29 protein-coding genes, 1 pseudogene and 1 riboswitch are annotated in these 24,847 nt (G+C 37.8%); of the genes and pseudogenes, 14 read left to right on the top strand and 16 right to left on the bottom strand.

Features of this window, described 5'->3' with window-relative positions:
* Nucleotides 1-18 precede the first annotated feature (18 nt).
* On the bottom strand, nucleotides 19-315 hold the full coding sequence (locus tag OR571_RS22795; RefSeq protein ID WP_348775038.1) for an EamA family transporter: 297 nt from the start codon (nucleotides 313-315) through the stop codon (nucleotides 19-21).
* A complete protein-coding gene (locus OR571_RS09685; protein WP_348775039.1) occupies nucleotides 276-899 on the bottom strand; it encodes a DMT family transporter in 624 nt (207 codons plus the stop codon). The genes OR571_RS22795 and OR571_RS09685 overlap by 40 nt, the downstream gene beginning before the upstream one ends.
* A gap of 102 nt (nucleotides 900-1,001) precedes the next feature.
* Between OR571_RS09685 and OR571_RS09690 the strand changes: the two genes are divergently transcribed.
* Nucleotides 1,002-1,232, top strand: coding sequence for an excisionase family DNA-binding protein (locus OR571_RS09690; protein ID WP_282242600.1), 231 nt, complete (start codon nucleotides 1,002-1,004; stop codon nucleotides 1,230-1,232).
* A 57-nt stretch (nucleotides 1,233-1,289) separates the two neighbouring features.
* Here the strand turns inward: OR571_RS09690 and OR571_RS09695 are convergent, their stop codons facing one another.
* Both OR571_RS09695 and OR571_RS09700 read right to left on the bottom strand, forming a co-directional pair.
* On the bottom strand, nucleotides 1,290-2,276 hold the full coding sequence (locus OR571_RS09695) for a homoserine dehydrogenase (RefSeq protein WP_282242601.1): 987 nt from the start codon (nucleotides 2,274-2,276) through the stop codon (nucleotides 1,290-1,292).
* Nucleotides 2,277-2,355: 79 nt separating this feature from the next.
* Nucleotides 2,356-3,648: an O-acetylhomoserine aminocarboxypropyltransferase/cysteine synthase family protein gene (locus OR571_RS09700; RefSeq protein ID WP_282242602.1), complete on the bottom strand. Its 1,293-nt coding sequence runs from the start codon at nucleotides 3,646-3,648 to the stop codon at nucleotides 2,356-2,358.
* 118 nt (nucleotides 3,649-3,766) lie between these two features.
* A riboswitch (SAM riboswitch) is annotated at nucleotides 3,767-3,883 on the bottom strand.
* Nucleotides 3,884-4,024: 141 nt separating this feature from the next.
* Between OR571_RS09700 and OR571_RS09705 the strand changes: the two genes are divergently transcribed.
* From OR571_RS09705 to OR571_RS09715, 3 genes are all read left to right on the top strand, one after another.
* A complete protein-coding gene (locus OR571_RS09705; protein ID WP_282242603.1) occupies nucleotides 4,025-4,666 on the top strand; it encodes a glycerol-3-phosphate acyltransferase in 642 nt (213 codons plus the stop codon).
* A 5-nt stretch (nucleotides 4,667-4,671) separates the two neighbouring features.
* Nucleotides 4,672-5,259: a YdcF family protein gene (locus tag OR571_RS09710; RefSeq protein WP_282242604.1), complete on the top strand. Its 588-nt coding sequence runs from the start codon at nucleotides 4,672-4,674 to the stop codon at nucleotides 5,257-5,259.
* A 172-nt stretch (nucleotides 5,260-5,431) separates the two neighbouring features.
* On the top strand, nucleotides 5,432-6,430 hold the full coding sequence (locus OR571_RS09715) for a zinc-dependent alcohol dehydrogenase family protein (protein WP_282242605.1): 999 nt from the start codon (nucleotides 5,432-5,434) through the stop codon (nucleotides 6,428-6,430).
* Between the two features lie 29 nt (nucleotides 6,431-6,459).
* Here the strand turns inward: OR571_RS09715 and OR571_RS09720 are convergent, their stop codons facing one another.
* Both OR571_RS09720 and OR571_RS09725 read right to left on the bottom strand, forming a co-directional pair.
* Nucleotides 6,460-6,819: a GIY-YIG nuclease family protein gene (locus OR571_RS09720; RefSeq protein WP_282242606.1), complete on the bottom strand. Its 360-nt coding sequence runs from the start codon at nucleotides 6,817-6,819 to the stop codon at nucleotides 6,460-6,462.
* Nucleotides 6,820-6,838: 19 nt separating this feature from the next.
* Nucleotides 6,839-7,594 carry a DUF2087 domain-containing protein gene (locus tag OR571_RS09725; protein WP_282242607.1) on the bottom strand — a complete coding sequence of 252 codons (756 nt, stop codon included), beginning with the start codon at nucleotides 7,592-7,594 and terminating at the stop codon, nucleotides 6,839-6,841.
* Nucleotides 7,595-7,757: 163 nt separating this feature from the next.
* Here OR571_RS09725 and OR571_RS09730 point away from each other — a divergent pair, with 163 nt between their 5' ends.
* The 4 genes and pseudogenes from OR571_RS09730 (at nucleotide 7,758) to OR571_RS09745 (ending at nucleotide 12,357) form a co-directional block, all read left to right on the top strand.
* On the top strand, nucleotides 7,758-9,455 hold the full coding sequence (locus OR571_RS09730) for a M3 family oligoendopeptidase (protein ID WP_282242608.1): 1,698 nt from the start codon (nucleotides 7,758-7,760) through the stop codon (nucleotides 9,453-9,455).
* 21 nt (nucleotides 9,456-9,476) lie between these two features.
* Entirely contained in the window at nucleotides 9,477-9,908 is a 432-nt protein-coding gene (locus tag OR571_RS09735) for an RDD family protein (protein ID WP_481900378.1), read from the top strand.
* A gap of 224 nt (nucleotides 9,909-10,132) precedes the next feature.
* The gene (gene pepT / locus OR571_RS09740; protein WP_282242609.1) at nucleotides 10,133-11,359 is read left to right on the top strand and encodes a peptidase T; all 1,227 of its coding nucleotides are present in this window, start codon (nucleotides 10,133-10,135) and stop codon (nucleotides 11,357-11,359) included.
* Nucleotides 11,360-11,371: 12 nt separating this feature from the next.
* Nucleotides 11,372-12,357, top strand: a pseudogene (locus OR571_RS09745) (DMT family transporter).
* Nucleotides 12,358-12,381: 24 nt separating this feature from the next.
* Here OR571_RS09745 and OR571_RS09750 read toward each other — a convergent pair.
* Nucleotides 12,382-12,720 (bottom strand): DUF6054 family protein, encoded by a 339-nt coding sequence (locus OR571_RS09750; protein WP_282242610.1) that lies wholly within the window; start codon nucleotides 12,718-12,720, stop codon nucleotides 12,382-12,384.
* 288 nt (nucleotides 12,721-13,008) lie between these two features.
* A complete protein-coding gene (locus OR571_RS09755; protein ID WP_282242611.1) occupies nucleotides 13,009-14,202 on the bottom strand; it encodes an NAD(P)-dependent malic enzyme in 1,194 nt (397 codons plus the stop codon).
* Nucleotides 14,203-15,244: 1,042 nt separating this feature from the next.
* On the opposite strand from OR571_RS09755, the gene OR571_RS09760 reads away from it, so the two are divergent.
* The 3 genes from OR571_RS09760 (at nucleotide 15,245) to OR571_RS09770 (ending at nucleotide 16,522) form a co-directional block, all read left to right on the top strand.
* Nucleotides 15,245-15,937: a hypothetical protein gene (locus tag OR571_RS09760; protein ID WP_282242612.1), complete on the top strand. Its 693-nt coding sequence runs from the start codon at nucleotides 15,245-15,247 to the stop codon at nucleotides 15,935-15,937.
* Between the two features lie 77 nt (nucleotides 15,938-16,014).
* Complete coding sequence (locus tag OR571_RS09765; RefSeq protein ID WP_400791106.1) at nucleotides 16,015-16,323, top strand: DUF3243 domain-containing protein; 309 nt, start codon at nucleotides 16,015-16,017, stop codon at nucleotides 16,321-16,323.
* Nucleotides 16,313-16,522 (top strand): hypothetical protein, encoded by a 210-nt coding sequence (locus tag OR571_RS09770; protein ID WP_142538976.1) that lies wholly within the window; start codon nucleotides 16,313-16,315, stop codon nucleotides 16,520-16,522. Before OR571_RS09765 ends, OR571_RS09770 begins: the two co-directional genes overlap by 11 nt.
* 37 nt (nucleotides 16,523-16,559) lie before the next feature.
* Here the strand turns inward: OR571_RS09770 and OR571_RS09775 are convergent, their stop codons facing one another.
* From OR571_RS09775 to OR571_RS09790, 4 genes are all read right to left on the bottom strand, one after another.
* Nucleotides 16,560-17,099, bottom strand: coding sequence for a biotin transporter BioY (locus OR571_RS09775; RefSeq protein ID WP_282242614.1), 540 nt, complete (start codon nucleotides 17,097-17,099; stop codon nucleotides 16,560-16,562).
* 129 nt (nucleotides 17,100-17,228) lie between these two features.
* A complete protein-coding gene (locus OR571_RS09780) occupies nucleotides 17,229-17,615 on the bottom strand; it encodes a DnaJ family domain-containing protein (RefSeq protein ID WP_282242615.1) in 387 nt (128 codons plus the stop codon).
* A gap of 12 nt (nucleotides 17,616-17,627) precedes the next feature.
* Nucleotides 17,628-17,957 carry a PH domain-containing protein gene (locus OR571_RS09785; RefSeq protein WP_282242616.1) on the bottom strand — a complete coding sequence of 110 codons (330 nt, stop codon included), beginning with the start codon at nucleotides 17,955-17,957 and terminating at the stop codon, nucleotides 17,628-17,630.
* A gap of 134 nt (nucleotides 17,958-18,091) precedes the next feature.
* Nucleotides 18,092-19,171: an AI-2E family transporter gene (locus OR571_RS09790; RefSeq protein WP_282242617.1), complete on the bottom strand. Its 1,080-nt coding sequence runs from the start codon at nucleotides 19,169-19,171 to the stop codon at nucleotides 18,092-18,094.
* 135 nt (nucleotides 19,172-19,306) lie between these two features.
* On the opposite strand from OR571_RS09790, the gene OR571_RS09795 reads away from it, so the two are divergent.
* A complete protein-coding gene (locus OR571_RS09795; protein WP_282242618.1) occupies nucleotides 19,307-19,750 on the top strand; it encodes an NUDIX hydrolase in 444 nt (147 codons plus the stop codon).
* A 33-nt stretch (nucleotides 19,751-19,783) separates the two neighbouring features.
* On the opposite strand, the gene OR571_RS09800 is transcribed toward OR571_RS09795, so the two are convergent.
* Together OR571_RS09800 and OR571_RS09805 are read right to left on the bottom strand one after the other, a co-directional pair.
* Nucleotides 19,784-21,223 (bottom strand): DEAD/DEAH box helicase, encoded by a 1,440-nt coding sequence (locus tag OR571_RS09800; protein WP_481900384.1) that lies wholly within the window; start codon nucleotides 21,221-21,223, stop codon nucleotides 19,784-19,786.
* Nucleotides 21,224-21,236: 13 nt separating this feature from the next.
* Nucleotides 21,237-21,650, bottom strand: a complete 414-nt coding sequence (locus OR571_RS09805; protein ID WP_282242620.1) for a cupin domain-containing protein — start codon at nucleotides 21,648-21,650, stop codon at nucleotides 21,237-21,239.
* 194 nt (nucleotides 21,651-21,844) lie between these two features.
* Here OR571_RS09805 and OR571_RS09810 point away from each other — a divergent pair, with 194 nt between their 5' ends.
* Nucleotides 21,845-22,066 (top strand): DUF2187 family protein, encoded by a 222-nt coding sequence (locus tag OR571_RS09810; RefSeq protein ID WP_142538970.1) that lies wholly within the window; start codon nucleotides 21,845-21,847, stop codon nucleotides 22,064-22,066.
* Here OR571_RS09810 and recQ read toward each other — a convergent pair.
* Nucleotides 22,051-23,817, bottom strand: a complete 1,767-nt coding sequence (gene recQ / locus OR571_RS09815) for a DNA helicase RecQ (protein ID WP_282242621.1) — start codon at nucleotides 23,815-23,817, stop codon at nucleotides 22,051-22,053. The two genes, OR571_RS09810 and recQ, sit on opposite strands and share 16 nt — an antisense overlap.
* Nucleotides 23,818-23,857: 40 nt before the next feature.
* Nucleotides 23,858-24,085, bottom strand: a complete 228-nt coding sequence (locus OR571_RS09820) for a hypothetical protein (protein WP_282242622.1) — start codon at nucleotides 24,083-24,085, stop codon at nucleotides 23,858-23,860.
* Between the two features lie 344 nt (nucleotides 24,086-24,429).
* Here OR571_RS09820 and OR571_RS09825 point away from each other — a divergent pair, with 344 nt between their 5' ends.
* On the top strand, nucleotides 24,430-24,801 hold the full coding sequence (locus OR571_RS09825; RefSeq protein WP_282242623.1) for a VOC family protein: 372 nt from the start codon (nucleotides 24,430-24,432) through the stop codon (nucleotides 24,799-24,801).
* Nucleotides 24,802-24,847: the final 46 nt, after the last annotated feature.

Consider the following 24,847-nt stretch of genomic DNA (forward strand, 5'->3'; position numbering starts at 1 on the left):
AGATAACTCTTTATTACTTTAACTATTAACAGGTAGTTGCTTCGCCGATCTACTACCAACTGTCAGAACAACAATACTTCCAAGCAACAGCAAAATACCGATCCATGACGTTGTACTCAATACTTCACCTACAATGAAAACCCCTAACAAAGCGGCGGTCGTCGGTTCCGCAAGCGACAATGTTAAAGCAGAGGAAGAGGGAATTTTATTCAATCCTCTTCCATATAACACATATGCCACACTCGTCGTTGCAAGCCCTAAGTAAAAGATGATTCCTACATTTCCCCCGTTCTGTAGCCAGCTAACATCATACAAAAACCAAATGGTAATAAGAAAACAGCGCTAAGCGAAAATGTCATTGCCACCGCAGGAATCGCTTCTTCCTTTTGTAAAAGTGATTTACTAGACATCGTATATATCGCAAATCCAATACCTGCAATAAGCGAATACATGACCCCAACTGGATTGATCGTAATTTCCCCTTTATTCATAAACAAAAAAATGCATCCTAGTAACGCAAAAGCGGTGGAAATCCCCCAAATTTTTGATGGTCTTAATTTAAAAAATAACCACTCGATTAAACCTGAAAATACAGGTGCACTTCCGATAGCGACAACGCTCGCAATTGCCACTCCTGTCAATTTAACAGACGAAAAAAACAATAATTGAAAAAGCGATATACAAATCGCTGCATAGATCGTTTCTTTCCAAGGCCAACTCTTAAACTTAATTTTCTTTAGAAGAATCATCGCAATTAACAATGAAAAACCGCCGACCGCTGAACGTCCTGCACTAATAACGAAAGGATGGGCATTTTCTGGCAAAAATGTTTGCGCCGTCCCCGTTGTCCCCCATAAAACTGCTCCAAGTAATACGAATATGTATGGTATTATAGACAAAGCCATCACCCCTCTTGAAAAATCTCATTTCACTTTCCATATAGCACATATTGAGATAGTAACTATCGTATCTTATACTTATATAGATAGGAGGCATTCCCCATGTATATGACAGTAGAAGAGACTGCGAATTATTTATCTATGCCTATTGAACAAGTGAAACGTTATATAGCTGACAAAAAGATTCGTGCAATCTTCGATGGAGAAGATTATTACGTGAATAGCGCGCAATTCCAAACACATTTGGAGCAAGTAGAAGAGTTAAAACGCCAAATTGATGAATGGCGAAATACGCCCATTCCAGATGATATTGATGTAAAAGACGAGGATTAACATTTAAATGCATATCAAAAATGACTTCGACGCAAATTGCCGAAGTCATTTTTTGTATTAGATCGTAATAAAAAATCCTGCACGTTTTCCAATAATTTCTGCGTAGTCTTCTACCATGACACTTGCAGTTGGATACATTCCCGCTCCCGGTCCTACTAATGTCAGTGTGCCGATATAATTTGTATCTAATGATACAGCGTTGTTTACTCCCTCTATCGCATATAAAGGATGATCCGGACCTACAAGTTGCGGTCCAACCGATGCAAACAGCTCTCCATTTTCGTCTTGTTCGATTTCTGCAACATGGCGATAACGAAGTCCTTCTTGTTTTGCTTTTCTAACATCCTCTAGTGAAATTTCATCAATTCCAACTACGTTTACATCGCTCCAGTTTGGCTGTTTACCAAAAGCAAGCGCACTTAAAATCATCAGTTTACGGAATGCATCTTGACCCGAGACGTCATTATATGGATCTGCTTCTGCATATCCTAGAAGCTGTGCTTCTTTTAAAGCCTCTTCAAACTGGCATTCATCTAAACGCATTTGCGTTAAGATGTAATTCGACGTTCCATTTAAAATCCCCTGAATTTTCTTCACTGAATTGACTTGAAGTAAATTTTTCAATGTTTTAATAACCGGAACTCCACCAGCTGTAGTTGCTTCGTACCCGACAAATACACCACGTGATTTAGCACGCTCTTGTAGGGGAATGCTGTATTTGGAGAACATCACTTTATTTGCCGTAACAACATGACATCCCTTATCGATTGCTCTACATAAATAGCTATACGCTGGTTCTTCATTGACGATCGCTTCAAAAACTACTTGTAAACCTGGAATATTAATAATGTCCTCGAAGTTATCTGTCACTAGCACACCAGGTGTTGCTATTCTTTCTTTTGCTAAGTTATTGACAAGAATAGCGCTAATTTCAATATCCAATCCTAGCGATTTTTTTAAGTCTTCTTTTTTTTCATTGACAATATGATAGATCCCTTGGCCGACTGTTCCAAAACCTAAGATTGCTGCTTTTATTTTCGCCATACTTTCTCCTCCAACTAAATCTGCACAATTGAGCTTTTTACATATTGTAGACTATTTTAGCCCAATTAACAACAAAATTCTATCTAGAGAGGACATTTGTTTTTTCCACAAGTACTTTATCCAAAGCATTTTGTAAGTCCTCTACCGCCTCTAACCCAACAGACAAGCGGATTAGATCCTCTGTAACACCTGTTTTCACTAAATCTTCTGGTGTTAGCTGTTGATGTGTTGTAGATGCTGGGTGAATAATTAATGATTTTGCATCTCCAACATTTGCTACATGCGACCAAATTTCAATATTATCAATAATACGTCGCCCTGCTTCTTTTCCACCTTTTACACCGAAGTTTAAAATAGAGCCGAAGCCGTTTTGCAAATACTTTTTCGCCAGTTCATGAGAAGGATGGTCTTCCAATCCTAAGTAGTTCACCCATTCTACGCCTTCATGATTCACTAAGAACTCTGCAATTTTTTGTGCGTTCTCATTGTGCTTAGGTACTCGTAGATGTAGGGTTTCTAACCCTTGTAAAAAAGAAAAAGCGGCTTCTGGGCTTAATGAAGGACCGAAATCACGTAAAAGCTGCACACGTAATTTAATCGCAAAAGCAACGTTCGGTACATCGATGCCATAACGTAACCCATGGTATGTTACGTCCGGCTCTGTAAACCCAGGGAACTTATCAGAATTCCAGTCGAAGTTTCCTCCGTCTACTACAATTCCACCAATCGTTGTTCCATGTCCACCAATCCATTTCGTAGCTGAATGGATCACAACATGAGCCCCATGCTTAATCGGGTTCGTTCCATATGGAGTCGCAAATGTGTTATCTATTAAAAGCGGGACTCCTACTTCATTCGCGATAGCTGCCACTTTTTCTATATCTAGTATGTTTAAGCTTGGGTTTCCAATCGTTTCCGCAAAGAAGCCTTTTGTTTTATCCGACACTGCTGCTCGGAAGCTTTCCGGATTATTGGCATCAACGAATTTTACCGTAATGCCGTAACGGGGCAATGTATGTGCGAATAAATTAAATGTACCGCCGTATAAGTTTTCTGCTGCAATTATTTCGTCCCCTGCTCCCGCAATATTCAAAATCGAGAACGCAATGGCTGCCATACCCGAAGATACTGCAACTGCTGCTGTTCCACCTTCAAGAAGTGCAACTCGTTGTTCAAAAACATCGACAGTCGGATTCATAATACGAGAGTAAATATTACCCGTTTCTTTTAATGCAAAAAGATTTTGTGCATGCTCCGTATCGCGAAACACGTAAGAAGTCGTTTTGTGAATAGGTACCGCTCGAGAACCTGTTACTGGATCTGGTTGCTGACCGCCATGCAAAAGAACTGTTTCTTTTTGAAGATTTGTCATTTTGAATTCCTCCTAGAAAATAGTTTAGATGGACGCATTGGGAAACGGAGAAAGATTTTTAGGACAAACAAAAACCCCACTTCGATTAAGAAGAGGGGTGCAGTTTCGCATGTTCCTCCTCTTATCTTCCAAATTCACATAAATGAATTTGTAGGAATTAGCACCTTTCCGAGTTTAGAACTCGGTGGTTGCCGGGCATCGCAGGGCCTATTCCCTCCGCCACTCTTGATAAGAGTATTTGATTTAGTTTTCCATCTTGATACAAAGTATAAGATTCTATGAATCTGTTCGTCAAGTGTTTTTCTAAAAGATTCTGAAACTTCTTTGATAGTTGAACGTTTAATGTATTGTAGTTATTAGACTCGGAGGTGATATGATGGCAGTTTGGATTTTGACTATATTAATTATTAGCTACCTAATCGGAGCAATCCACGGTTCGAAAGTTGCGCAAATTATTAGTGGTGTCAACATAAAGAAAGAAGGGCTTAAAAACTCTGGTGCTTCCAATGCGGCAATTGTCCTAGGGATGAAGTATGGTATTCTAGTTGCTCTAATTGATATTTTAAAAGGTGTTCTCGTTATTATCGGCATTCGCTTTTGCCTATTGCAATACGGTACTTTTTCAACTGTGGAACAGGATTTATTGCTCTATTTAGCTGGGGCTGCTGTTATTTTAGGACATAATTTCCCGGTTTATACTGGATTTAAAGGTGGAAAAGGGACTGCTTCAATTATTGGTATTTTATTTGCTATTTATTGGCCAATTGGACTTATCGGACTTTTATTATTAATAGGTACGACTTTTTTAACGGACTTTTTATTGATTGGTGTATTTGTATTTTATGCAGTATTTATCGTTGCTTCCATTTGGTTTGCAGAAGGAGTGGCACCTATTGCTATTGCTGGGTTTTTATTTATCATGGCTGTTGTTTTACATATCGAAAATTTTCGTCGTCTAGTCCGTAAAGAAGAACCAAGAATATCCGCCTTCTTGAAGAAAAAGAAGCCGTCCGTATGAATGCAATGAAGAAAAAAATGAGGTGGATCGTGCTTATTCCTTTACTAGTAGTTGTTTCAGGCGGATTTGGTATGTGGATGGTGACAAATAAATGGCTAGATGACGGGCTAGAGCCAAAAGCAGATGGATCCAATGAATACGCCATCGTGCTTGGCGCAAAAGTGAAGAAAGGAAATGTCCCTTCCCTTTCACTTCATTACCGTTTGGAAGCGGCGCTAGCATATGCTATAGAGCATCCCCATGTGAACCTTGTTGTATCTGGCGGACAAGGTCCCGATGAAGATATCGAGGAAGCGATCGTTATGAAAAATTTTCTTTTGGAAAATGGGGTAGCCGAAGAGCGAATTATCGTGGAAAAACAGTCAACCTCTACTTATGAAAACTTAAAGTTTTCGCAGGAGCTACTGCCAGAAGAGGTGGATTCAGTAACAATTATTACAAGTGATTATCATTTACACCGGGCGAAAATGCTTGCTAGTAAGCTCGGTTGGAATACAGATGTTGTGGCTGCGGAAACGCCGGAAGTGGTGGAGGCAAAAGTGCGGTTGCGTGAAAGAGCTGCGCTTTTGAAGACTTATATTGTTGGGAAATAACTCCGGGCTTCTAGACGGAGTTTTTTGCTCATATCCGAAACTATTAATTTCAAATTATATAAAGTATCATTGATTTTGAAGGTGAAGACTAAAAATTTTCACTTTTCTTTTTTTAGAATTTGACGTTGACCTCTCTCTTATCAGGTAAAACAAATAATAAGGAGTGACAAGTGTGAAATCACAAATTATCCAAGCTTTCGGAGAACCATCTGTATTTCAGTATAAGGAGATTTCAAAACCTGAGCTACAACCTGGACATGTACTGATCCAAGTTAAGGCTACAAGTGCAAATCCTATTGATACGAAAGTCCGAGCTGGTGCAGTTCCAACCGTTGCCCCGGAGTTTCCAGCAGTATTACACGGAGATGTGGCTGGTTTGGTATGTGGAGTCGGTGAAGGAGTGACCGATTTTAAGATTGGTGATGAAGTATTTGGATGCGCAGGCGGATTTAAAGGAACGTCTGGCGGTGCTCTTGCAGAGTTTTTGCTGGCAGATGCTGACTTACTCGCCCATAAACCGAAGAACTTGACGATGGAAGAAGCCGCGGCTTTACCACTGGTTTCCATTACCGCTTGGGAAGCATTATTTAATCGGGCAAAGCTTGTATCTGGACAAGATGTCTTAATTCACGGAGCTACTGGAGGCGTGGGGCACATCGCCATTCAACTAGCCAAATGGGCAGGAGCAACAGTCTATACAACTGCTTCTTCAAAAGAAAAGCTGGAGATTGGCACTCGCCTTGGTGCAGATGTAACGATTAATTATCGAGAAGAAAGCGTGAACGACTATGTACAAAAATATACAAACGGGAAAGGGTTTGACCTCGTCTTTGACACTGTGGGAGGTGAAAACCTTGATCGTTCATTCGAAGCGGCAGCACTACATGGAACAGTAACAGCCATTGCTGCTCGTTCGACTCATGACCTCTCCTCTATGCATTCGAAGGGACTTTCTCTCCATATTACTTTTATGTTGTTGAAAATATTAAATGAAGATATGCATAAACATAATGGGGAAATTTTGAAGAAGGTTGCTAAGGTAGTGGAGGAAGGGAAGCTGCGCCCACTTTTAGATCCCAAAGTTTTTACATTTGATGAAGTCTCCGAAGCTCATGAGTATTTGGAGTCAGGTAAGGCAATAGGAAAAATTGTTTTGAAAAATGATTGGTAATATCACTGTAAACCTGAAAAAAGCTTCCGTTATTCGGAAGCTTTTTTTGTATGATACCCCTTCTCCCCATATGGCTGCAATTTATCCATCCACTGGTCTAACAGCTTTTCTAGTTCTTTCTTTTCGTTCATAAATTGATTTTCTGGAATTTTTAATACTTCTACTCGCTCAATTTCAAATGCTGCCTTTCCATATTCGTTCCACTCTTCTTGGAGCTCTTTATTTGTGTGCATACCATTTTCAAGTGTGAATTGCGTTCCGTTAAGTGTTTTAAAGTTACGGGTTGATGCGACAAACTTTTTTCCGTTTTGATTGTTTGTAATTGTGTAAATGCCGCTTTCTATCTTTACTTCTTTATAAGCTTGTTTCAATTCTTTTTTTCTTTCCATTTTAACCAATCCTTTTCTACTAATTTTTAACCCAGTATTCACTACCATCGTCTTTGCGGTCTAAAAATCCATATTCGATTAAATAACGTCTTAAAGTAACGAAGTCTGCATATACATTTTTGAGTACTTCATTTATCTCTTTTTCGCTATATGTCTTTTCTTGTTCAAATCGCTTGATGATAACGCGCAGTGTTGCTAGCTTTTGCTTTTCTTTTTTCGGAAATTTTACTAATGGCCCATTAACGCCTTTAAGGAAAAATTTCTTTTCCACTTCTTCTTGTTCTTCTTTCGTTATGTTGTAACGATCGTCAACCATTGTCGCATTTTTATGAAGTGGTAAAAACGCTGGTGCATGGTCGTCTTTTTCCTTTAGTAGTTCCATCAGTGTTAAGAAAATTTTCGCTTGTCGCTCTTTTTCTTTTAAAACAAAGCGATGGTTTCTTATAGTCGAACTGCTACCTATATTTAGTTCAGTTTGAATTTCTGCATCGCTTTTCCCTTCATAAAATAATCGTAGTAAGCTATTTTGGTGATCCGTTAAACCAGTTAATTTTTTGTTTAAACCAATGAGGTACTGAAACATAGACCCATGCTCTTGTTCCAGATGTAGCTTCATAAATCGCTCTGCTTCCAATAAAACAGACTGATAAGGATAAATAATACCCTTTTCTACTTTTGTACCACAAACCAAACAAGCAAAAGCTTCTTTTTCATCTATATATCCCGCTTTCAATTGTTCTATGTTAGCATTCCATAATAATTCGTTGTTTTCCATAAAACAAACACTTCCATTCATTGTTTATAAATTCATAAACATTTTATACTATCGTCTATAAAATATCAAGTTGTAAATAGTTGTTGCAATATATCAGAAAATATTGAACAATAAAATAGAAAACGTTTCGGATTTCGAAGAAGCGACCGGGAGGAGAATAGCATTGGTTACATTTAAAGACTACGAATACAAAAGACCAAATTTAGAAGAAGACAAGGTAAAGTTTAGTGAGGCTTTAGCAAAATTTAAAGAAGCTACTACTATGGAAGAGCAAAGTAAAGCAATTGAAACACTAAACACATTGCGTAACGACTTTTCGACTCAAGCCAATTTGGTGTACATTCGAGCATCTATTGATACAAACGATGAGTATTATCAAAAAGAACGGGATTATTTTGATGAAATCAGTCCTGAAGTAGATGAACTGGTTACGGAATACTATAAAGCACTTGTAGCTTCACCATTCCGTCAAGAGCTAGAAAACAAATGGGGCAGCCAATTATTTGATCTAGCTGATTTTCAAATTAAAGCATTTTCTTCTGAAGTGATTTCGCTTTTGCAAAAGGAAAACAAACTATCTTCCGATTACTCTAAGCTAGTTGCTTCCGCGCAAGTAGAGTTTAACGGAGAGACATTAACACTTGCACAGCTTGGGCCTTACTCTGAATCGACAGACCGAGATGTGCGTAAAAAAGCGACAGAAGCTAGATTCGGTTTCTTCCAAGAGCATGAAGAAAAATTTGACGATATATATGATCAACTCGTAAAAGTTCGTCATGAAATTGCTACAAAGTTAGGTTATAAAAACTTTGTGGAACTTGGATATGTACGTATGAATCGTATCGACTACAATGCCGAAATGGTGAAAAAGTTCCGTGACCAAGTACGTGATTATATTGTTCCTTTGGCATCTAAACTATATGAACGCCAAGCAAAACGCATTGGTGTGGAGCAAATGAAGTTTTACGATGAATCACTCAACTTCTTAACAGGAAACGCTACTCCACAAGGTTCTCCAGAGTGGATTGTAGAGAACGGGAAGAAAATGTATGAGGAGCTTTCTCCTGAAACTGCAGAGTTCTTCCAATTCATGATTGATCGTGATTTGATGGATTTAGTTGCGAAGAAAGGGAAAGAATCTGGAGGATACTGTACGTTTATCGATGACTATGAATCTCCATTTATTTTCTCTAACTTTAACGGAACTTCGGGTGATATAGATGTATTAACACATGAAGCAGGTCATGCTTTCCAAGTGTATACGAGCCGTAACATTGGTATTCCAGAATACATTTGGCCAACATATGAGTCTTGTGAAATTCACTCGATGAGTATGGAGTTTTTCACATGGCCTTGGATGGAATTGTTCTTTAAAGAGCAAACGGATAAATATAAATTTGCACATTTAAGCAGTGGACTTCTGTTCTTACCTTATGGAGTTGCAGTAGATGAATTCCAGCACGCTGTATATGAAAATCCAGAAATGACTCCAGCAGAGAGAAAAGCTGCTTGGAAAAAAATTGAGGAAATCTATTTACCGCATCGTGATTATGATAGCAATAGTTATTTAGAAGCCGGTGCTTTCTGGCAACGTCAAGGTCATATTTACGCTAGTCCGTTTTATTATATCGACTACACATTAGCGCAAATTTGTGCATTCCAGTTCTGGAAGCGTTCAAGAGAAGATCATGAGGCTGCATGGAAAGATTACTTACATCTATGTCAGTTAGGAGGTTCGAAATCTTTCACTAAATTAGTAGCGGAAGCGAATTTAATCTCTCCATTTGAGGATGGTTGTGTGGAATCGGTTGTTGGCACGATTGAAGAATATTTAAATAGTGTGGATGACTCTGCATTATAATAATTGTACAAAGGAGTGTACATGTTGAATCCAGCTGGTTTTTGGGCTCGATTTGCTGCAAGTTTATTAGATGGGTTAATCATTGGAATACCTTTAACTTTTATTAGTTTCTTAATAGTTGGGAACTGGAATGAATCTCCTGTTACAAGTGTTGGTAATATCCTTTACACCCTTATCGTCCCAGTTCTATGGACCGGATATACAGTAGGCAAGAAAATCTTAGGCATTCGAATCGCAAAATTGGATGGTACGAAACTTGGCTATGGAACGATGCTCTTGCGCGTTCTTGTAGGGGGTCTCATATATGCCTTCACGTTTGGAATTGCCCTAGTTGTCAGTGCGTTTATGGTAGGAATCCGTGAAGATAAACGAGCAATTCATGATTTCATCGCTGGAACGTATGTAACATATGATCGACCGGAAGAAATACTCGAAGAAAAAGAACAGTTTTGAAGCAAAGGCTATCGAAATGATGCAATTTCGGTAGCCTTTTCGTGTGGAATTTAGGCTTAGTTGGAAAAATGGAGAGTTTAGTTGGAAAAATTGAAGACTTAGTTGGAATTGTAATTTGCTGGATCAATTATTACCAATCCCCAGCCACTAGTAATAATTCCGAAAGTCGAAAGAATCTGTTAAAATAGAAGTATGCGTTTTAATTTGAAAGGGGATCTCATTTCATGAAAGAAACATTAATCGAGCGTTTAACTCGTTATGCAAAAATAGACACACAATCAGACGCAGCAAGCACTACTTGCCCTTCAACGGAAGGTCAATGGGATTTGCTACATGTATTAGAGAAAGAACTTGCGGAAATTGGCTTAGAAGAAATTACTTTAGATGAAAACGGCTATTTATTTGCTACATTGCCTGCTAATACGGATAAAGATATACCGACAATCGGGTTTTTGGCACATGTAGATACGGCTACAGATTACACTGGAAAAAATGTAAACCCACAGCGTATTGATAGCTATGATGGAAAAGATATCAAGTTAAATGAATCAACAGTGATGTCTGTGAAAGACTTCCCAGAGCTTCAGAACTATGTTGGACATACACTTTTAACAACAGATGGTACAACGCTTTTAGGTGCAGATGATAAAGCAGGAATTTCCATTATTATGACGGCAATGGAATTCTTCGTTCAAAACCCAGATGTGAAACACGGGAAAATCCGTGTTGCCTTTAATCCAGATGAAGAAATCGGTCGTGGACCACATAAATTTGATGTAGAAAAATTCGGTGCGAAATTCGCATATACAATGGACGGCGGTCCGCTTGGTGAATTACAATACGAAAGCTTCAACGCTGCTGGTGCGCATGTCATAACAAATGGGACTAGTGTGCATCCTGGCTCTGCAAAAGACAAAATGATCAATTCCATTACAATCGCTACGAAATTTCAATCACATATGCCAGTAGACGCTGTTCCTGAAAAAACAGAAGGCTATGAAGGATTTATCCACTTGATGAATTTCAATGGGGATGTAGAAAAAACAGAGCTTAGCTATATTATCCGCGATCATGATCGTGAAAAATTTGAAGCGAAAAAGCAATTATTCTTAGACACTGCTGAAAAAATCAAAGCAGAATATGGAGAAAATGCTATTTCCATTAAACTAGAAGATCAATACTACAATATGGGTGAGAAAATTACACCTGTAATGGAAATTGTAGACGTCGCTAGAGATGTAATGGTTGGACTAAATATCGAACCATTAATCATACCAGTTCGAGGCGGCACAGACGGTTCTCAGCTTTCTTACATGGGTATGCCGACGCCTAACATATTTACTGGCGGAGAAAACTATCATGGTAAATATGAATATGTTTCAGTAGACGTTATGGAGAAATCTACAGAAGTTGTTAAAGGAATTATTCAAGCTTTTGAAAAACAATCATAAGTAGGTGAATGCATGCGGGAAATATTACTGGGGGTTCTTGCCTCTTTGTTTTTTGCGGTAACGTTTATTCTTAATCGTTCGATGGAAGTATCAGGAGGAAGCTGGCTTTGGAGCTCCTCCCTTCGCTTCTTCTTTATGTTGCCTTTTCTTTTTATCATAGTTTCTTATCGAAAAGGGTTGGCTATTACGTTCCAAGAGCTAAGATCCGCTCCTGCTCCGTGGCTTATATGGAGTTTTGTGGGCTTTGTCTTGTTTTATGCACCACTTACATTTGCAGCCGGCTATGGACCGGGCTGGTTAATCTCCGGAATGTGGCAATTTACAATTGTTGCAGGTGTGCTTCTCGCTCCATTTTTCTCGGTGAAAATTAAGGATCGTATGATTAAACAAAAAATTCCAGTAATTTCGCTACTAATCTCATTTGTCATATTGATAGGTATTATTCTTATTCAAATTCCAAATACAAGCTCTCTTTCTATGAGTGCTATTTTTTAGGTATATTGCCTGTAATAGTGGCGGCGTTTGCCTACCCACTAGGTAATCGTAAAATGATGGAGCATTTAGATGGTAAACTGGATACCTTTCAACGCGTGCTTGGAATGACGATTGCTTCCCTCCCCGCTTGGATCGTACTTGTAGTATTCGCGCTATTTACAGTCGGACTCCCTTCTACGAGTCAGGTCGTACAATCGTTAATAGTCGCTGTTAGTTCTGGCGTTGTCGCTACTACTCTATTTTTTATGGCAACGGATCGTGTCCGCAACCACCAAGGAAAGCTTGCCGCTGTAGAAGCAACTCAGTCGACAGAAATATTATTTGTAATTGCCGGGGAAATGATCATTCTCCACATTCCATTGCCTACACCAATTGCATTAGTAGGACTTGGTATTATTATTTTAGGTATGTTTTTACATAGCTATTATACAAAGATCTTAAATACTAGAGCAGCGGCATTAACTTCAAATAGGACTGATAAAAAAGTACATGGTTTTGAGTAAACATCCTCAAAACCATGTACTTTTTTACACTATATATTCTCCAAGAGCCCTTTCGACACTATTTACAAAATCGCCTCCCGCTCCCCAATCAAAGCGAAAAATAGCACCTGACCCCGCTCCTGCAGATGCAGCATGTACTTTTGTTTGGTTCTCTAAATTATCAATCGTAATAGTTAATGAAGCCCGATTGCTTGTACGCATATAATATTTCTCTAATACACATACTACAATTTGATGTTCACCTACAACTCGTTCGTACACATCTATAATCGTGCCAGAAATACTGCCTTGCACGATATGTTGTTGCAAAATATCTAGCGCAGCTTTCGGTTCTAGCGAAACATAAAAGTCGCGTATATCCATTGGAATACCCCCATTTCCTCTTATACTTACTTTTACGTTTAAAATAGAAAATAGTTTCTAAGTATGGAAGTAAACAAAAAATGTTCCGTAGAGTGTTTTCTCTAGGAACATTTTTCCAACGAACATGGAAGTAAAGGCCCTTGTTGAAGGGTCCTGCTTTCAAACATATGCTTTCTATGAAGAGAACCGATTACACAGAAAGCTAATAGTCTCATATGTTTTTTATTATACGAATATTGTTATTTTAATCAAATATTTTCCATTTGAATTATAAAAAATTTCTTATGTTTATTTCATTACAGGTTGAAATAAAGTCGATACTCCTGATTGGATAGCTGCTTCACTTACTGCCTTTGCAACAGCGTCTACAACCTGTTTATTAAACGGATCTGGAATAATATAATCCTCTCTAATCTCATGCTCCTCAATAAGAGATGCAATTGCATGGACAGCCGCTAGTTTCATATCTTCATTGATATCAGTGGCCCTTACGTCTAGTGCTCCTCTAAAAATACCTGGAAACGCTAGCACATTATTTACTTGGTTTGGATGATCAGAGCGACCAGTTGCAATAACCTTTACTCCCCACTCTTTTGCTAAATCATAGGCCACCTCTGGATTTGGATTTGCCAAAGCAAAAATGATCGGGTCATTATTCATCGAATCGATCATATTTTTTGTTAAAAGATTAGCTACAGAAACGCCGATAAATACATCTGCACCTTCCATTGCATCCAGCAGAGAACCTTTTACATTACGTGGATTCGTACTGCTTGCAATCATTGCTTTTACCGAGTTCATTCCATCTTCTCGACCTTCGTAAATAATTCCTGTAGAATCGCACATAATAATTTCGCGATAGCCTAGTTGTTGTAAAATGCGTAAAATAGCCATTCCTGCAGCACCAGCACCGTTAATCACTACTTTGAGGTCTGGTATTTGTTTATTTACAAGTTTCACCGCATTTTGAAGTCCAGCCCCTACTACAATCGCAGTCCCATGCTGGTCATCATGAAATACTGGAATCTTGAGTTCCTCACGAAGGCGATCCTCTATTTCAAAGCAACGTGGTGCAGAAATATCTTCTAAGTTGATCGCACCAAAGGTTGGGCTTAAAGCTTTTACAATTTGGACAATTTCATCAACATTTTTTGTATCCAGACAAATTGGAAAGGCATCGACATTCGCAAATCTTTTTAGAAGAATTGCTTTTCCTTCCATCACAGGTAAAGCGGCTTCTGGCCCAATATCCCCAAGACCTAAAACAGCAGTACCATCTGTTACAACACCGACAAGATTGCCTTTTGCTGTGTATTCATAAATAGTGGAGGGGTCATTTTTTATCTCTATACAAGGCTCTGCTACTCCCGGGGAATAAGCTAAGCTTAAATCCTCCCTGCTTCCCATTGGAACCTTTGCTACTAACTCCAACTTTCCTTTACTCTCTCGATGCAAATTCAATGCACGTGTTCTCAAATCCATCTTCTCACTCACCTATCCTCTAGATTTATCAAAATGATCCCCTTTTCTATAATGAAAATCAGATACACACATCCAATCTTCTTTATATTCTGAAAATTATAGACGGTGTATATTTCAATGTCAATGCTTAAGTCTTAGTGAACTTCTTCACATATTTTTTCCTATGTTTATATTTATATGTAAAATTATTCAAACATAATTGTTTAAAATAATAAAGATGGTTCATAATATAGGGAAACAACGAAGTAGTGAGTTGAATAAAGTATCCTCAGGATTACCGCTGCAGGGCCGGCGCTTTCCGCCGGCTTGGCTTCAGCCGCTTCCTTTGCTCCTGCGCAAGCTCGTCGCAAAAGTAAATTTCGCTACGCTCAGTCCAGGGTCTTCAGCTCAAGCTATTCCGGCTGGAGTCGCCACCCTTTCGCTACAATCCAGTAGAGTCTGCTAATTACTAAGAAATGATCCACTAAATCTAGTACTAGATTGTTTTTCTATAGGAAAAACTTATGATTAATGGAATAAGACTTACTTTGTAGGGATTATTAGTAGGTTCTATTGATTGGAGTGCAAGGCGACGACTCCTGTGGGATTAGCGAGACAGGTGAGACCCCGCACGTAGCGTTAGCGGAGGAGGAGGCTCACCGCTCGCCCCACGGAAAGCGTCCGCCTGGAGCGGACACCTTAGTATCTTACCGCGCAGTTTCCCTAGAATGTGAAATATCACATTAACTTATTCTCCATTAAATGGATAAGGTCAACCAATCAGTCATTGAAAGCAACCACTTTCTAAAATAACAAGTTTCCTTAATACTAATTTTTCTTTCCTAAAACATAAAAAAAAATCGGTAACCAGATTTGGTCACCGATACGTATATAGCACTGTCTTAACTTTGAGGGGGGTTAAGTGTGCGAAAGTCAGCCACATTTTTGGAGAAAAGTCGCTGGTAAGAGTCCTCACATCTACAGAGGATTTCTCTATATGGTAATGATAATCATTTTCATTTAAAAAGTCAACAGTTTTGATAAAATTCTGTATAATATGTATATGACTACTTTATCGAATGATCAAATCAGACAATTGAATAATTATAGCGTGTATTTAGAGCCTTCCGGAACTCCCCTTTTCCATGCTAAAAATGTGGATAGTTCAATTTCCATGATTAAGCTAATCTCTGGTGCTCCGACTGATCCTATTGCAGCGTCTTTTTTCATGCGAAGAGTTGGTATGTTCATCTCGATGCAGTTTTATATGATGACGATGTATGATGAAATTTGGGATGGTCCATTAGAGAATTTAATGTTTTTTTCAACAACCGAGTATGGAAATAAAACAATCAGCACATATATACGAGAAGAACATTTTCGTGAAACAAGAAAAAATCGAGCCGAAGACGTGCAACTTATTTGGGAGCAACAATGCTATCCCATCATTCAACAATTACGTTCGACGTGTAGTGTTTCCCCTTTAACATTATGGGAAAACGTCTTTGGCTATTTACTTTGGCATTATTACATTTTTTTCGACAATGAAGCCATTGCCGATCAAGCGAAACAGGATTGGACGCTCATGCAAGATGAAGCCATTTGGACTGCTTTTGCTTCTAAATCATTTTTATCCAACTATTTGAAAGGAAAAAGCCCAGCTCAATTAATCAATAGTCCAGTTCGTACAACCTGCTGTTTCTCTAAAGATATTCCAGGTTTGCAAAAATGCGGTTTTTGTCCACTTTATTCCTAAAATAACTATGCATGATTGCCCTTTCTTTGGACATAACTATGAAGGATTCTAAAAGAAGGGAGTGTATGTGAATGGCGATGAACATTGATGACCGTCTGGATGCAAAGTTAAATAGTATCAACTCGGAAGAAAAAGAAGAGATTCTTAAAAACTTTACTACCTTTAAATCGTATTTAGCAGGTAAGGTAGCAGCTGGTGAAAAGATGGGATTAAGCGAGGAAGTATTAGCTAAAGCTACTGAGAAGGTAGCTGGTTATCTTGCAAACCATGAGGAACCACGAAATCGCGAAGAACATCTTTTACAACAACTTTGGAAAAGTGGAGACAAAGAGCAACAGCACGCTCTTAGTCACATGCTTTTAAACCTTGTAAAAAATGAAGGATAAAATCCGTCATGACGCACAAGGACGCTTTCTTGATAATCCAGATGGCGTACGAACAACAAAAGAAAGCCTTTTTGATATGCACGAAGATATGCAAACAGTAGATCCCATTCCAGTGGAAGAACTAAACATACAAGTGCAAGACGAAGCTTTCCACCACCACACAAAAAATCGTTCGTTAAGCGAAGAACGATACCCCTAAAACATAAAGCTTGCCTGAATCCCCTCAGGCAAGTTTCTTATATTAGTTTAGCTGCTACTAAGCGGTTTCTTATTATTATTCCAATAATAGCAGCCACAATTGCCTTTGCTAAATCTGGTAAAATAAACGGAAGCATTCCACCTTTGATTGCTCCATTCCAAGGTAAATCTGCAGCAAATTTTAACCAAGCGGTTCCAAGCGCTAAGATTATTAATACGGCAATCATATTCGCTATAATTGCTTGAGCTTTCGTATGCCCAAAATTCCCCAAATACCATCCCACAAATAAAGCAGCAGGAATAATGGCCATAATATAGCCACCGGTTGGACCTAAAACAACTCCAAATCCGCCTTTCATCCCCGCAAAAACAGGAATGCCGATAACCCCCATCAATACATATACTGCGACAGCAAGCGTCCCATATTTTGCTCCTAAAATAGTTGCCGTCAACATAACCGCAATTGTCATTAACGTAAATGGAACTGGCGGTATATTAATTATTATTTGAGCAGCAACAGATATAATTGCAGCAAACAATGCAGCCACAATCATCATTTTTAAACGATTATTTCTCATTTTATTTTTCCCCTTTTGTCCAATGCGTTAACTATAAAATTAATTTAGTTAACTAAAATTCATCATAATAAAAATGCAACTTTCCGTCAATAAAAAAAGAGCTCTCAAAGAAATGAGAACTCGAATTATTCACCACATTTGACTTGATACATCAATTGTTTCCAATCGCACGACACCTTTTTGCATAGGAGGTGGACAGGATTTATTGTACTCTATTATTTTTTCATTTACTTTTGTTACACGGAATTGTAAACCATCCTTTTGCCCATCTGCATACTTTTTGGCTATGTCTTTTAATTCATCACGAATCGCATGCTGTAGTTTTAACCAATGGGGTTTAAAACCAGCATCCTTCGCTATCTTTTGGAAATGCTGAAATATGTCTCCAGAAAAATACTCATCTGGTAAGGGCTTTCCTTGCCCTTTTAAATTATCCATACCACCCGTTTTTTCATAATTCCTTAGAATATCGCCGATTAAATCATTACTTGGTTTATTGAAATTTTCTTTTTCCATTAGCTAAAACCCTCATTTCATCAAATGAATATGTGGTGCTTTTTCTACTAAAACCTGTAAAAATGCCTCTTGCCTTTTAGGTGATATAATCACACTTCCCAATAACGCTTTTTTATAATGAATTTCTAACGCATCCTTGGAAGAAAGAACTCTGTATCCAACAAGGATATTCGCCGTTGGATTTACTTTAGTTATATCTTCATACGGAATTTTGCTACGAAAAGGACCGCCACGTACAAATAAATAATTTTCTGTAAAAGTATATTCAATATCAATAGAAATCCAAACAATAAAACCAGCGCATAAAAAAAATAGGACGGTAGTTATAATAACGGCGAGCATATCTCTTTCTTCCGAAAAAATAATTCATATATTGCCGGCACAAGTGTAACTAATGCCACAATCACAATTGCCACCATGATCATTCTCAAAAAAGCTTTATCCCTTTTTGATTTAAACGACAGGTTATTATCCATTTATACAGACTCCGTTGCTGCTTCTTTAATTTCTACTCGGTGTGCATAAATATTTTTTAGTATTGCTTTGATGACCGCATACGTAGGAACCCCTAAAATAATTCCCCAAAGTCCCGCAATATTACCCGCTGCTAAAATGATCGTAATAACAGTCAAAGGATGAATATCTAATGATTTCCCCATTACATTTGGTGTAATAAGATTACTTTCAATTTGTTGTGAAACAAGCATAATAATTGCTACATATATCGCAAGCTTCGGCTTTTGTATTAATGCAATAATAATTGCTGGCACAAGCGCAATATAAGGTCCTAAAAATGGAATCACATTCATCATCATTCCGAATACACCAAGCAATAATGCATACTCAAGTTTAATTGCGGAATACCCAATGAATAACATGACCCCAACTAAAAAGCTGACAAAAAGTTGTCCTTGAATATAAGAACGTAATACATCGTCAATATCAGCTAATGTTTTGCGCATCCAAGTTTTCTTATCTCCTCTAAAAAAATTCGCTATAAAAGGAGCAAACTTTTCATGGTCCTTCAACATATACACAAGGAAAAATGGCACAAGAACAAATAGGAAAACACCTTGGAACACATTTTGGATAAACTTGATCAATAACGAACCAGCACCGACCGCAATAGTATCAACTCTATCTGATACTTCTGTTATTGTTTTTTGCAGAAACTCAGGAAATCTTTCTTGGTTTGCAAATACATATTGCGAAAACTCTTGCACCTCTGAAACAATTACTGGCGTATTTTTCACAAGCGCGTTTACTTGTTTCGTTAGAGGTGGACCCACTAATGCATAAAAACCCCATCCAACTAATCCAATCACTAAAAAAATAGACAGTATACTAGCCCATCTTGGAAACTTTAAAGACTCCAACCATTTTAAAAGCGGTCTTGTTAAATAAAACAAAACGCCCCCTATCAATAATGGCATAAAAATTGTTTGTCCAATAATGACTAGTGGAGAAAAAATACTTTGTACTTTCATAAATAGAAAAATGATTAATAATGTCAGCAGTATTGCCACACCTATTTGAAACCATCGTTTATTTGTCACCGACGCTCACATCCTTACTTTTTACTCGTTATTCAATATACGAATCCCTGTCACCGAGGTTTCACATTATTATGTATCTTACCATTTTTTACTGTAAACTAATAATAGAATCTCGCATTGGAAAGGATAATGGAAATGGAATATTATAAGGAACTTCGAAAATTTGTTGGTCATAGTCCATTAATACTTCCAGGATCGGTCGTACTCATTTTAAATGACAATGAGGAAGTGCTATTGCAAGAAAGAGAACTTGGCGTATACGGATTGCCGGGAGGACTAATGGAGCTTGGAGAAAGCTTAGAAGATACTGCACACCGTGAAGTTTTAGAAGAGACGGGATTACATATTGGAGAACTAACATTATGTCACGTGTATTCAGGGCCAGAATATTATATGGAAAATCCTAATGGTGATATGTTTTATTCGGTAACGGCAGTTTATAAAACGAAAGAATATGAAGGGAATCTTTCTCCCGATGGGATTGAATCGCGCAGTCTTCAATTTTTTCAACCGAATAATTTACCAGATGGTATATTGTCATCCTATCGAACATTTATTGAAAACGAGCTTGGGGTTTAGATAGCCCCAAGCTCGTTTATGTGGTGTTCGCTTCTATTTATGTGCAATATGCACTTTTAGCTGCTTGCCTTTCACTGTTGTGTTTCGCATCGTTTTTAAAACTAGTGGACCTTTGCCATTCAATATTTCTACATAAGTTACATTGTCTTGAATCGTGATAATCCCGATATCATCTGCTGACACGCCACTAATTTTGGCGATTGTTCCAACGAAATCTACGGCACGAAGCTTTTTCTTCTTTCCACCATTGAAATATAATTTAGTGATATTAGCATTTAATTGTTCACTTTTCGATTTTTTCAATTCTGGCTGTTCTTGCATTTTCACATCAAATGCAGCACGATTTTTTGCCACTTCTTCTGCTGACAATGCAGGGCCTGTCGGAATTTCAAAGCCGATAAATTCTTCAATTTCTTTTACAAATTTATCTTCATACGGTGTAGCCATCATGATCGATTTTCCACTGCGGCCAGCCCGTCCTGTTCTACCAGTACGATGGACATAGCTTTCTTGCTCCAGCGGGACATCATAGTGAACGACATGCGTAATATTTTCAATATCAATACCTCGCGCTGCTACATCAGTTGCGATTAAATAACGGAAATCCCCTGTTCGGAAGTCATCCATTACTTCAAAACGATCTTCTTGCATCATGCCACCATGAATTTTATCGGCAGTGTATCCTTTTTCATCTAATATATCTACAAGTTGTTCCACTCGTTCTTTTGTACGGCAAAAGATGATGCAACTGTCGGGATTTTCAATAATTGTTAGCTTTTCTAGAAATGAAAGTTTGAGTTCCTCTTGCACTACATACTTCACGTGCTCAATATCCGGAGCATTTTCTTCGGCAACATCGTTTTCAATTGAAACGGGTTGATTCATATATTTACTACTTAACTTTTTGATTTCAATAGATAAAGTGGCTGAAAATAACATCGTTGTGCGTTTTGTAGGAAGTAATTTAATGATTGATGTAACTTGTTCTAAAAATCCCATGTTCAACATTTCATCTGCTTCATCAATGACTAGATATTCGATTTTCGATACATCTAGCGTCCCTTTTTCAATATGGTCAAGAACTCTTCCTGGAGTTCCCACAACGATATGTGTTTTTTGCTTTAACGCTAGCTTTTGTTTAGCAAATGGAGATTTCCCGTATAAGGCAAGTCCTTTAATACGCTTATAACGCCCAATGTTAGTAATATCTTCTTGTACTTGAACAGCTAGCTCCCTTGTTGGTGTCAGCACTAATGCTTGTGGTTTGTTTTCTTCCCACTCGACTAGTTCACATAGCGGTGTTGCAAACGCTGCTGTTTTTCCACTACCCGTTTTTGATTTCACTAAAATATCTTGTTTCTTTAGTGCAACAGGAATAACTTTCTGTTGTACTTCTGTCGGCTCTGTATAACCTAATTGTTCGATTGCTCGTAAAATCTTTTCGTCTAATTTTAGTTCATTAAAATGCACTATGCATAATCTCCTCTTAGTTTCCAATTTTATTAACGATTACATCTGCATCCTCTACTGCCTTTAATGCATGTCTTTCTAGAGGGTTCATATGAAGGATATGACCCGTAGTTACTAGTTGTTCTACGCCTTTTACTGTAAATAATACTTTCCCTTTTCTTGCAACAATTAAAACCTCTTCTTTCTCATCATGCTCTTTTATTTCTTCTCCTTTTCGCAAATGAATATTCAACACTTGATGATTTTCAAATTGAATCACGTTCGACATATGCTTCTCTTTTTCTTCCAATAAGTATGGCGTTTCGATAATATTCATGCGTACTCCTCCCAAAACCAATCTCTTAACATTATCATATCCAATAATCTCTGCAAATCCAAAATTACAACGCTCTACTGTACTAGATTCTTTTATACTTGATATTTCACTCATTTACTGTGAACCCAGAAAAATCGCACAAATTATTCCCACAACCCGCACGACTTTTTCTATCAACAAATTTTTAATTTAAAACGGAAATATTTGTATTTAGCTCTAATAATCTCTATCAGGCATTTTAATAGTTTATTTATGTTATAATAGAAGTATCGCAATTTGCGTAAAAAAACTAGAATAGAGGCAGATACATGAGTTTCCAACGACAACCAAAAGAAGTTTCGGACTTCGTAGCAGCACGGAAAATTGATGAGAAGATCTCTTTTTCTCGTAACGACCACGAAGTACAAGGTACTATTTTCAAGATTCTAGAACACTCAGTTATTGTCGAAATATCTACAGAAGATGCGAAGAAGATCAATGTTCCTTCTAACTTAACTGTCGTATCCCATAAAAACTATACAGTGGTATAACGGTTAATTTCTTCAAGGAAAGCTTTTCCGTATTTATCTCTTTTATTTGCACCAACACCGTGCACCTCTAAAAATTGTTCTTCGGTTTGCGGACGCTTTACACACATATCTTGTAGTGTTTTGTCAGAAAAAATAACAAATGGTGGTACACCTGCTTCGTCCGCAAGTTTTTTCCGAAGTGCTCTTAATCCCTCAAATAACGGATCACTTTTCGCAATTTGTTTCGTTACTGCGACTCCTTTACGCATAACTTGTCTTTTCCCTAGCAATACATCTTTTCCTTTATCTGAAACATATATCGTCGGTAAACTCCCGTGATCTACTAATAGGATTCCTTCTGAAATCATGAATTCCATTAATCCCGATACTTCTTTTAATGACTGATTCTTTAATATTCCATATGTAGACAGCTTCGTAAAACCGAAGTCGATCACTTTTTTATTTTGTGAACCGGTCAAAACTTGCGCTGTAATCGTCTTTCCAAACTTCTGTCCCATTCGAACAACACAAGATAACACCATCTGCACTTCTTTTGTGACGTCTTGTACTTCCCTTTCATCTGTGCAATTCGCACATCGACCACATTCTTTTGCATCTGGTTCTCCGAAATAGGTTACGATAAACTGCTGTAAACAATTTTCTGTATGACAGTAGTCGACCATTCCTTGTAACTTCTCTAGCTCCCCAGGAATACGTTCACGGTCCAAAGCCTGATCGATCAAAAAGCGTTGGGTTTGTACGTCTTGAGATGCGTACAACACTACACATTCACTTGGTAGGCCGTCTCGTCCTGCTCTTCCTGCCTCTTGATAATAGCTTTCCATATTTTTAGGAAGCTGATAATGAATCACGTATCTTACGTTCGATTTATCGATACCCATTCCGAACGCATTTGTCGCTACCATTACTTGCGCTTCATCCGTTAGAAAACGTTCCTGTTCTTTATTGCGAAATGCTTCTGGAAGTCCTGCGTGGTATTTTGCAGTGCGTACTCCCGTCTTATTTAATAAATCATATAGCTGATCCACCGTTTTCCGAGTCGCTGCATATATAATCCCTACTTCATGTGCATTCTTTTTAATAAAATCTTTTAGAAACTTGTTTTTGTCTTGTCCAAGAACAACAGAAAAAGTGAGGTTTGTACGTGCAAATCCCGTGATTACGGTGCTATCTTCTTCAATTTGAAGCAATCTGCATATATCAGCACGAACTTCTGGAGTAGCTGTAGCCGTTAAAGCTAAAACGACTGGTGCTTCTTCAAATATGTCCTTCAGTCTATGAATTGCACGGTAGCTTGGTCTAAAATCATGTCCCCATTGAGAAATACAATGCGCTTCATCGACTGCGATTAATGGCACTTTGACACGCTTTAGTTGATTTAAAAAGCTTTGAGATTCTAGTCGTTCAGGCGCAATATAAAGTAAACGATACTGCCCGTTTTGCACTTCTTCCATTGTTTCTCTTACTTCTTCTGCGGTTAATGTACTATTGATAAAGGTGGCTGAAATGCCTGCTTGCACTAAAGTATCTACTTGATCTTTCATAAGGGAAATGAGTGGGGAAATAACAATCGTAGTTCCTTCTAACATTAAAGAGGGGATTTGATAACAAAGCGACTTTCCTCCTCCTGTAGGCATTACACAAAGACTTGAATGGCTGTTTAGCACATTTTTAATAATCGTTTCTTGTCCTTCTCGAAAGGAATCGTATCCAAAATAGGTTTGTAATAACCGGCGTGCATTCTCGAGCATTCTTATACCTCCTGTCTATTTAAGAAAAAAGGAAAACAGATCACTTTCTGCTTCCCTTTTTGTTTGTATGTTGTTGATTTTGTTTCGGGTCAACTTTTTGAACATCAGATCCTAGTAATAGGTAACCAAGTCCTCCTGATAAGATACATGCACCTATTGTAATAAGAATCTTATGGAGAATTGGTACGTCCGTATGATCCTTCAGAATCCATGTAGCGAGTACCGCTACCACGATCATTATCGGAATAACAACTTTCGACTTTTTCACAACGAACTTCCTTCCTCGTACATATGTATAGTATATTGTACCATAAACACCTCGAATAAGAGCGGGTGAAAGTATATCCAACAAGGCTTCTTTACAATGGGCTTTGTGAAAGAATAATGTTGTTATTTGATTTGCCGGATGTCTGATGGTGTCTAAGAATTAGAATTAGAACCAGTACAAATAATGCTCTAGATATTTAGTAGCTACACCATTAAAACTTTTAGTCCACCCATTATAGAAAAAACGTTTCCGTTAAAAAGCAGGTTAATTCAATAATCGGAAGGAAAAAGGGATATAGAAAGGGAATTATTTGATATACCGGATTAGATAAAGGAGAGAAGGCTATGAGTAAATCATTTATTGAACAAGTACATTATATTAGAATTCCTGTAAAAGATTTAGAACTGTCTGCACAATGGTATAGAGATGTATTAGGACTGCAGTTACTAAACAATACTGAGAAACTTGCAATTTTAAAAGTAAATGAAGGACCTTTCTTACTGATCTTAGTTCCTACCGAAGATGAAACATTTGCACATTTTACGATTGATAATGAACAAGAATTCAGCATTGGCTTTACAAGTCCAGAATTATCTAAATTTCATCAACACTTAATTGATAATCAAGTTAAGGTCGAAGATATAAAAGAAGATAATGGTCATGCCTTTTTCCACTTTTATGACCCAAATGGCAATAAGCTTCAAGTTCACTGGTAAGATTATAATAAATAGATTATCTTATTTTATTAACGGATGCTTTAAC

The sequence above is a fragment of the Psychrobacillus sp. NEAU-3TGS genome (genome assembly GCF_029955155.1).
Lineage (GTDB): Bacteria > Bacillota > Bacilli > Bacillales_A > Planococcaceae > Psychrobacillus.

Bases quoted from the DNA above. Each gene is read 5' to 3' on its own strand.
- OR571_RS09690 (WP_282242600.1), top strand. From the start codon at position 1,002: ATGTATATGACAGTAGAAGAGACTGCGAATTATTTATCTATGCCTATT.
- OR571_RS09695 (WP_282242601.1), bottom strand. From the start codon at position 2,276: ATGGCGAAAATAAAAGCAGCAATCTTAGGTTTTGGAACAGTCGGCCAA.
- OR571_RS09700 (WP_282242602.1), bottom strand. From the start codon at position 3,648: ATGACAAATCTTCAAAAAGAAACAGTTCTTTTGCATGGCGGTCAGCAA.
- OR571_RS09705 (WP_282242603.1), top strand. From the start codon at position 4,025: ATGGCAGTTTGGATTTTGACTATATTAATTATTAGCTACCTAATCGGA.
- OR571_RS09710 (WP_282242604.1), top strand. From the start codon at position 4,672: ATGAAGAAAAAAATGAGGTGGATCGTGCTTATTCCTTTACTAGTAGTT.
- OR571_RS09720 (WP_282242606.1), bottom strand. From the start codon at position 6,819: ATGGAAAGAAAAAAAGAATTGAAACAAGCTTATAAAGAAGTAAAGATA.
- OR571_RS09725 (WP_282242607.1), bottom strand. From the start codon at position 7,594: ATGGAAAACAACGAATTATTATGGAATGCTAACATAGAACAATTGAAA.
- OR571_RS09735 (WP_481900378.1), top strand. From the start codon at position 9,477: ATGTTGAATCCAGCTGGTTTTTGGGCTCGATTTGCTGCAAGTTTATTA.
- pepT (WP_282242609.1), top strand. From the start codon at position 10,133: ATGAAAGAAACATTAATCGAGCGTTTAACTCGTTATGCAAAAATAGAC.
- OR571_RS09750 (WP_282242610.1), bottom strand. From the start codon at position 12,720: ATGGATATACGCGACTTTTATGTTTCGCTAGAACCGAAAGCTGCGCTA.
- OR571_RS09755 (WP_282242611.1), bottom strand. From the start codon at position 14,202: ATGGATTTGAGAACACGTGCATTGAATTTGCATCGAGAGAGTAAAGGA.
- OR571_RS09760 (WP_282242612.1), top strand. From the start codon at position 15,245: ATGACTACTTTATCGAATGATCAAATCAGACAATTGAATAATTATAGC.
- OR571_RS09765 (WP_400791106.1), top strand. From the start codon at position 16,015: ATGAACATTGATGACCGTCTGGATGCAAAGTTAAATAGTATCAACTCG.
- OR571_RS09770 (WP_142538976.1), top strand. From the start codon at position 16,313: ATGAAGGATAAAATCCGTCATGACGCACAAGGACGCTTTCTTGATAAT.
- OR571_RS09775 (WP_282242614.1), bottom strand. From the start codon at position 17,099: ATGAGAAATAATCGTTTAAAAATGATGATTGTGGCTGCATTGTTTGCT.
- OR571_RS09780 (WP_282242615.1), bottom strand. From the start codon at position 17,615: ATGGAAAAAGAAAATTTCAATAAACCAAGTAATGATTTAATCGGCGAT.
- OR571_RS09785 (WP_282242616.1), bottom strand. From the start codon at position 17,957: ATGCTCGCCGTTATTATAACTACCGTCCTATTTTTTTTATGCGCTGGT.
- OR571_RS09795 (WP_282242618.1), top strand. From the start codon at position 19,307: ATGGAATATTATAAGGAACTTCGAAAATTTGTTGGTCATAGTCCATTA.
- OR571_RS09805 (WP_282242620.1), bottom strand. From the start codon at position 21,650: ATGAGTGAAATATCAAGTATAAAAGAATCTAGTACAGTAGAGCGTTGT.
- OR571_RS09810 (WP_142538970.1), top strand. From the start codon at position 21,845: ATGAGTTTCCAACGACAACCAAAAGAAGTTTCGGACTTCGTAGCAGCA.
- recQ (WP_282242621.1), bottom strand. From the start codon at position 23,817: ATGCTCGAGAATGCACGCCGGTTATTACAAACCTATTTTGGATACGAT.
- OR571_RS09825 (WP_282242623.1), top strand. From the start codon at position 24,430: ATGAGTAAATCATTTATTGAACAAGTACATTATATTAGAATTCCTGTA.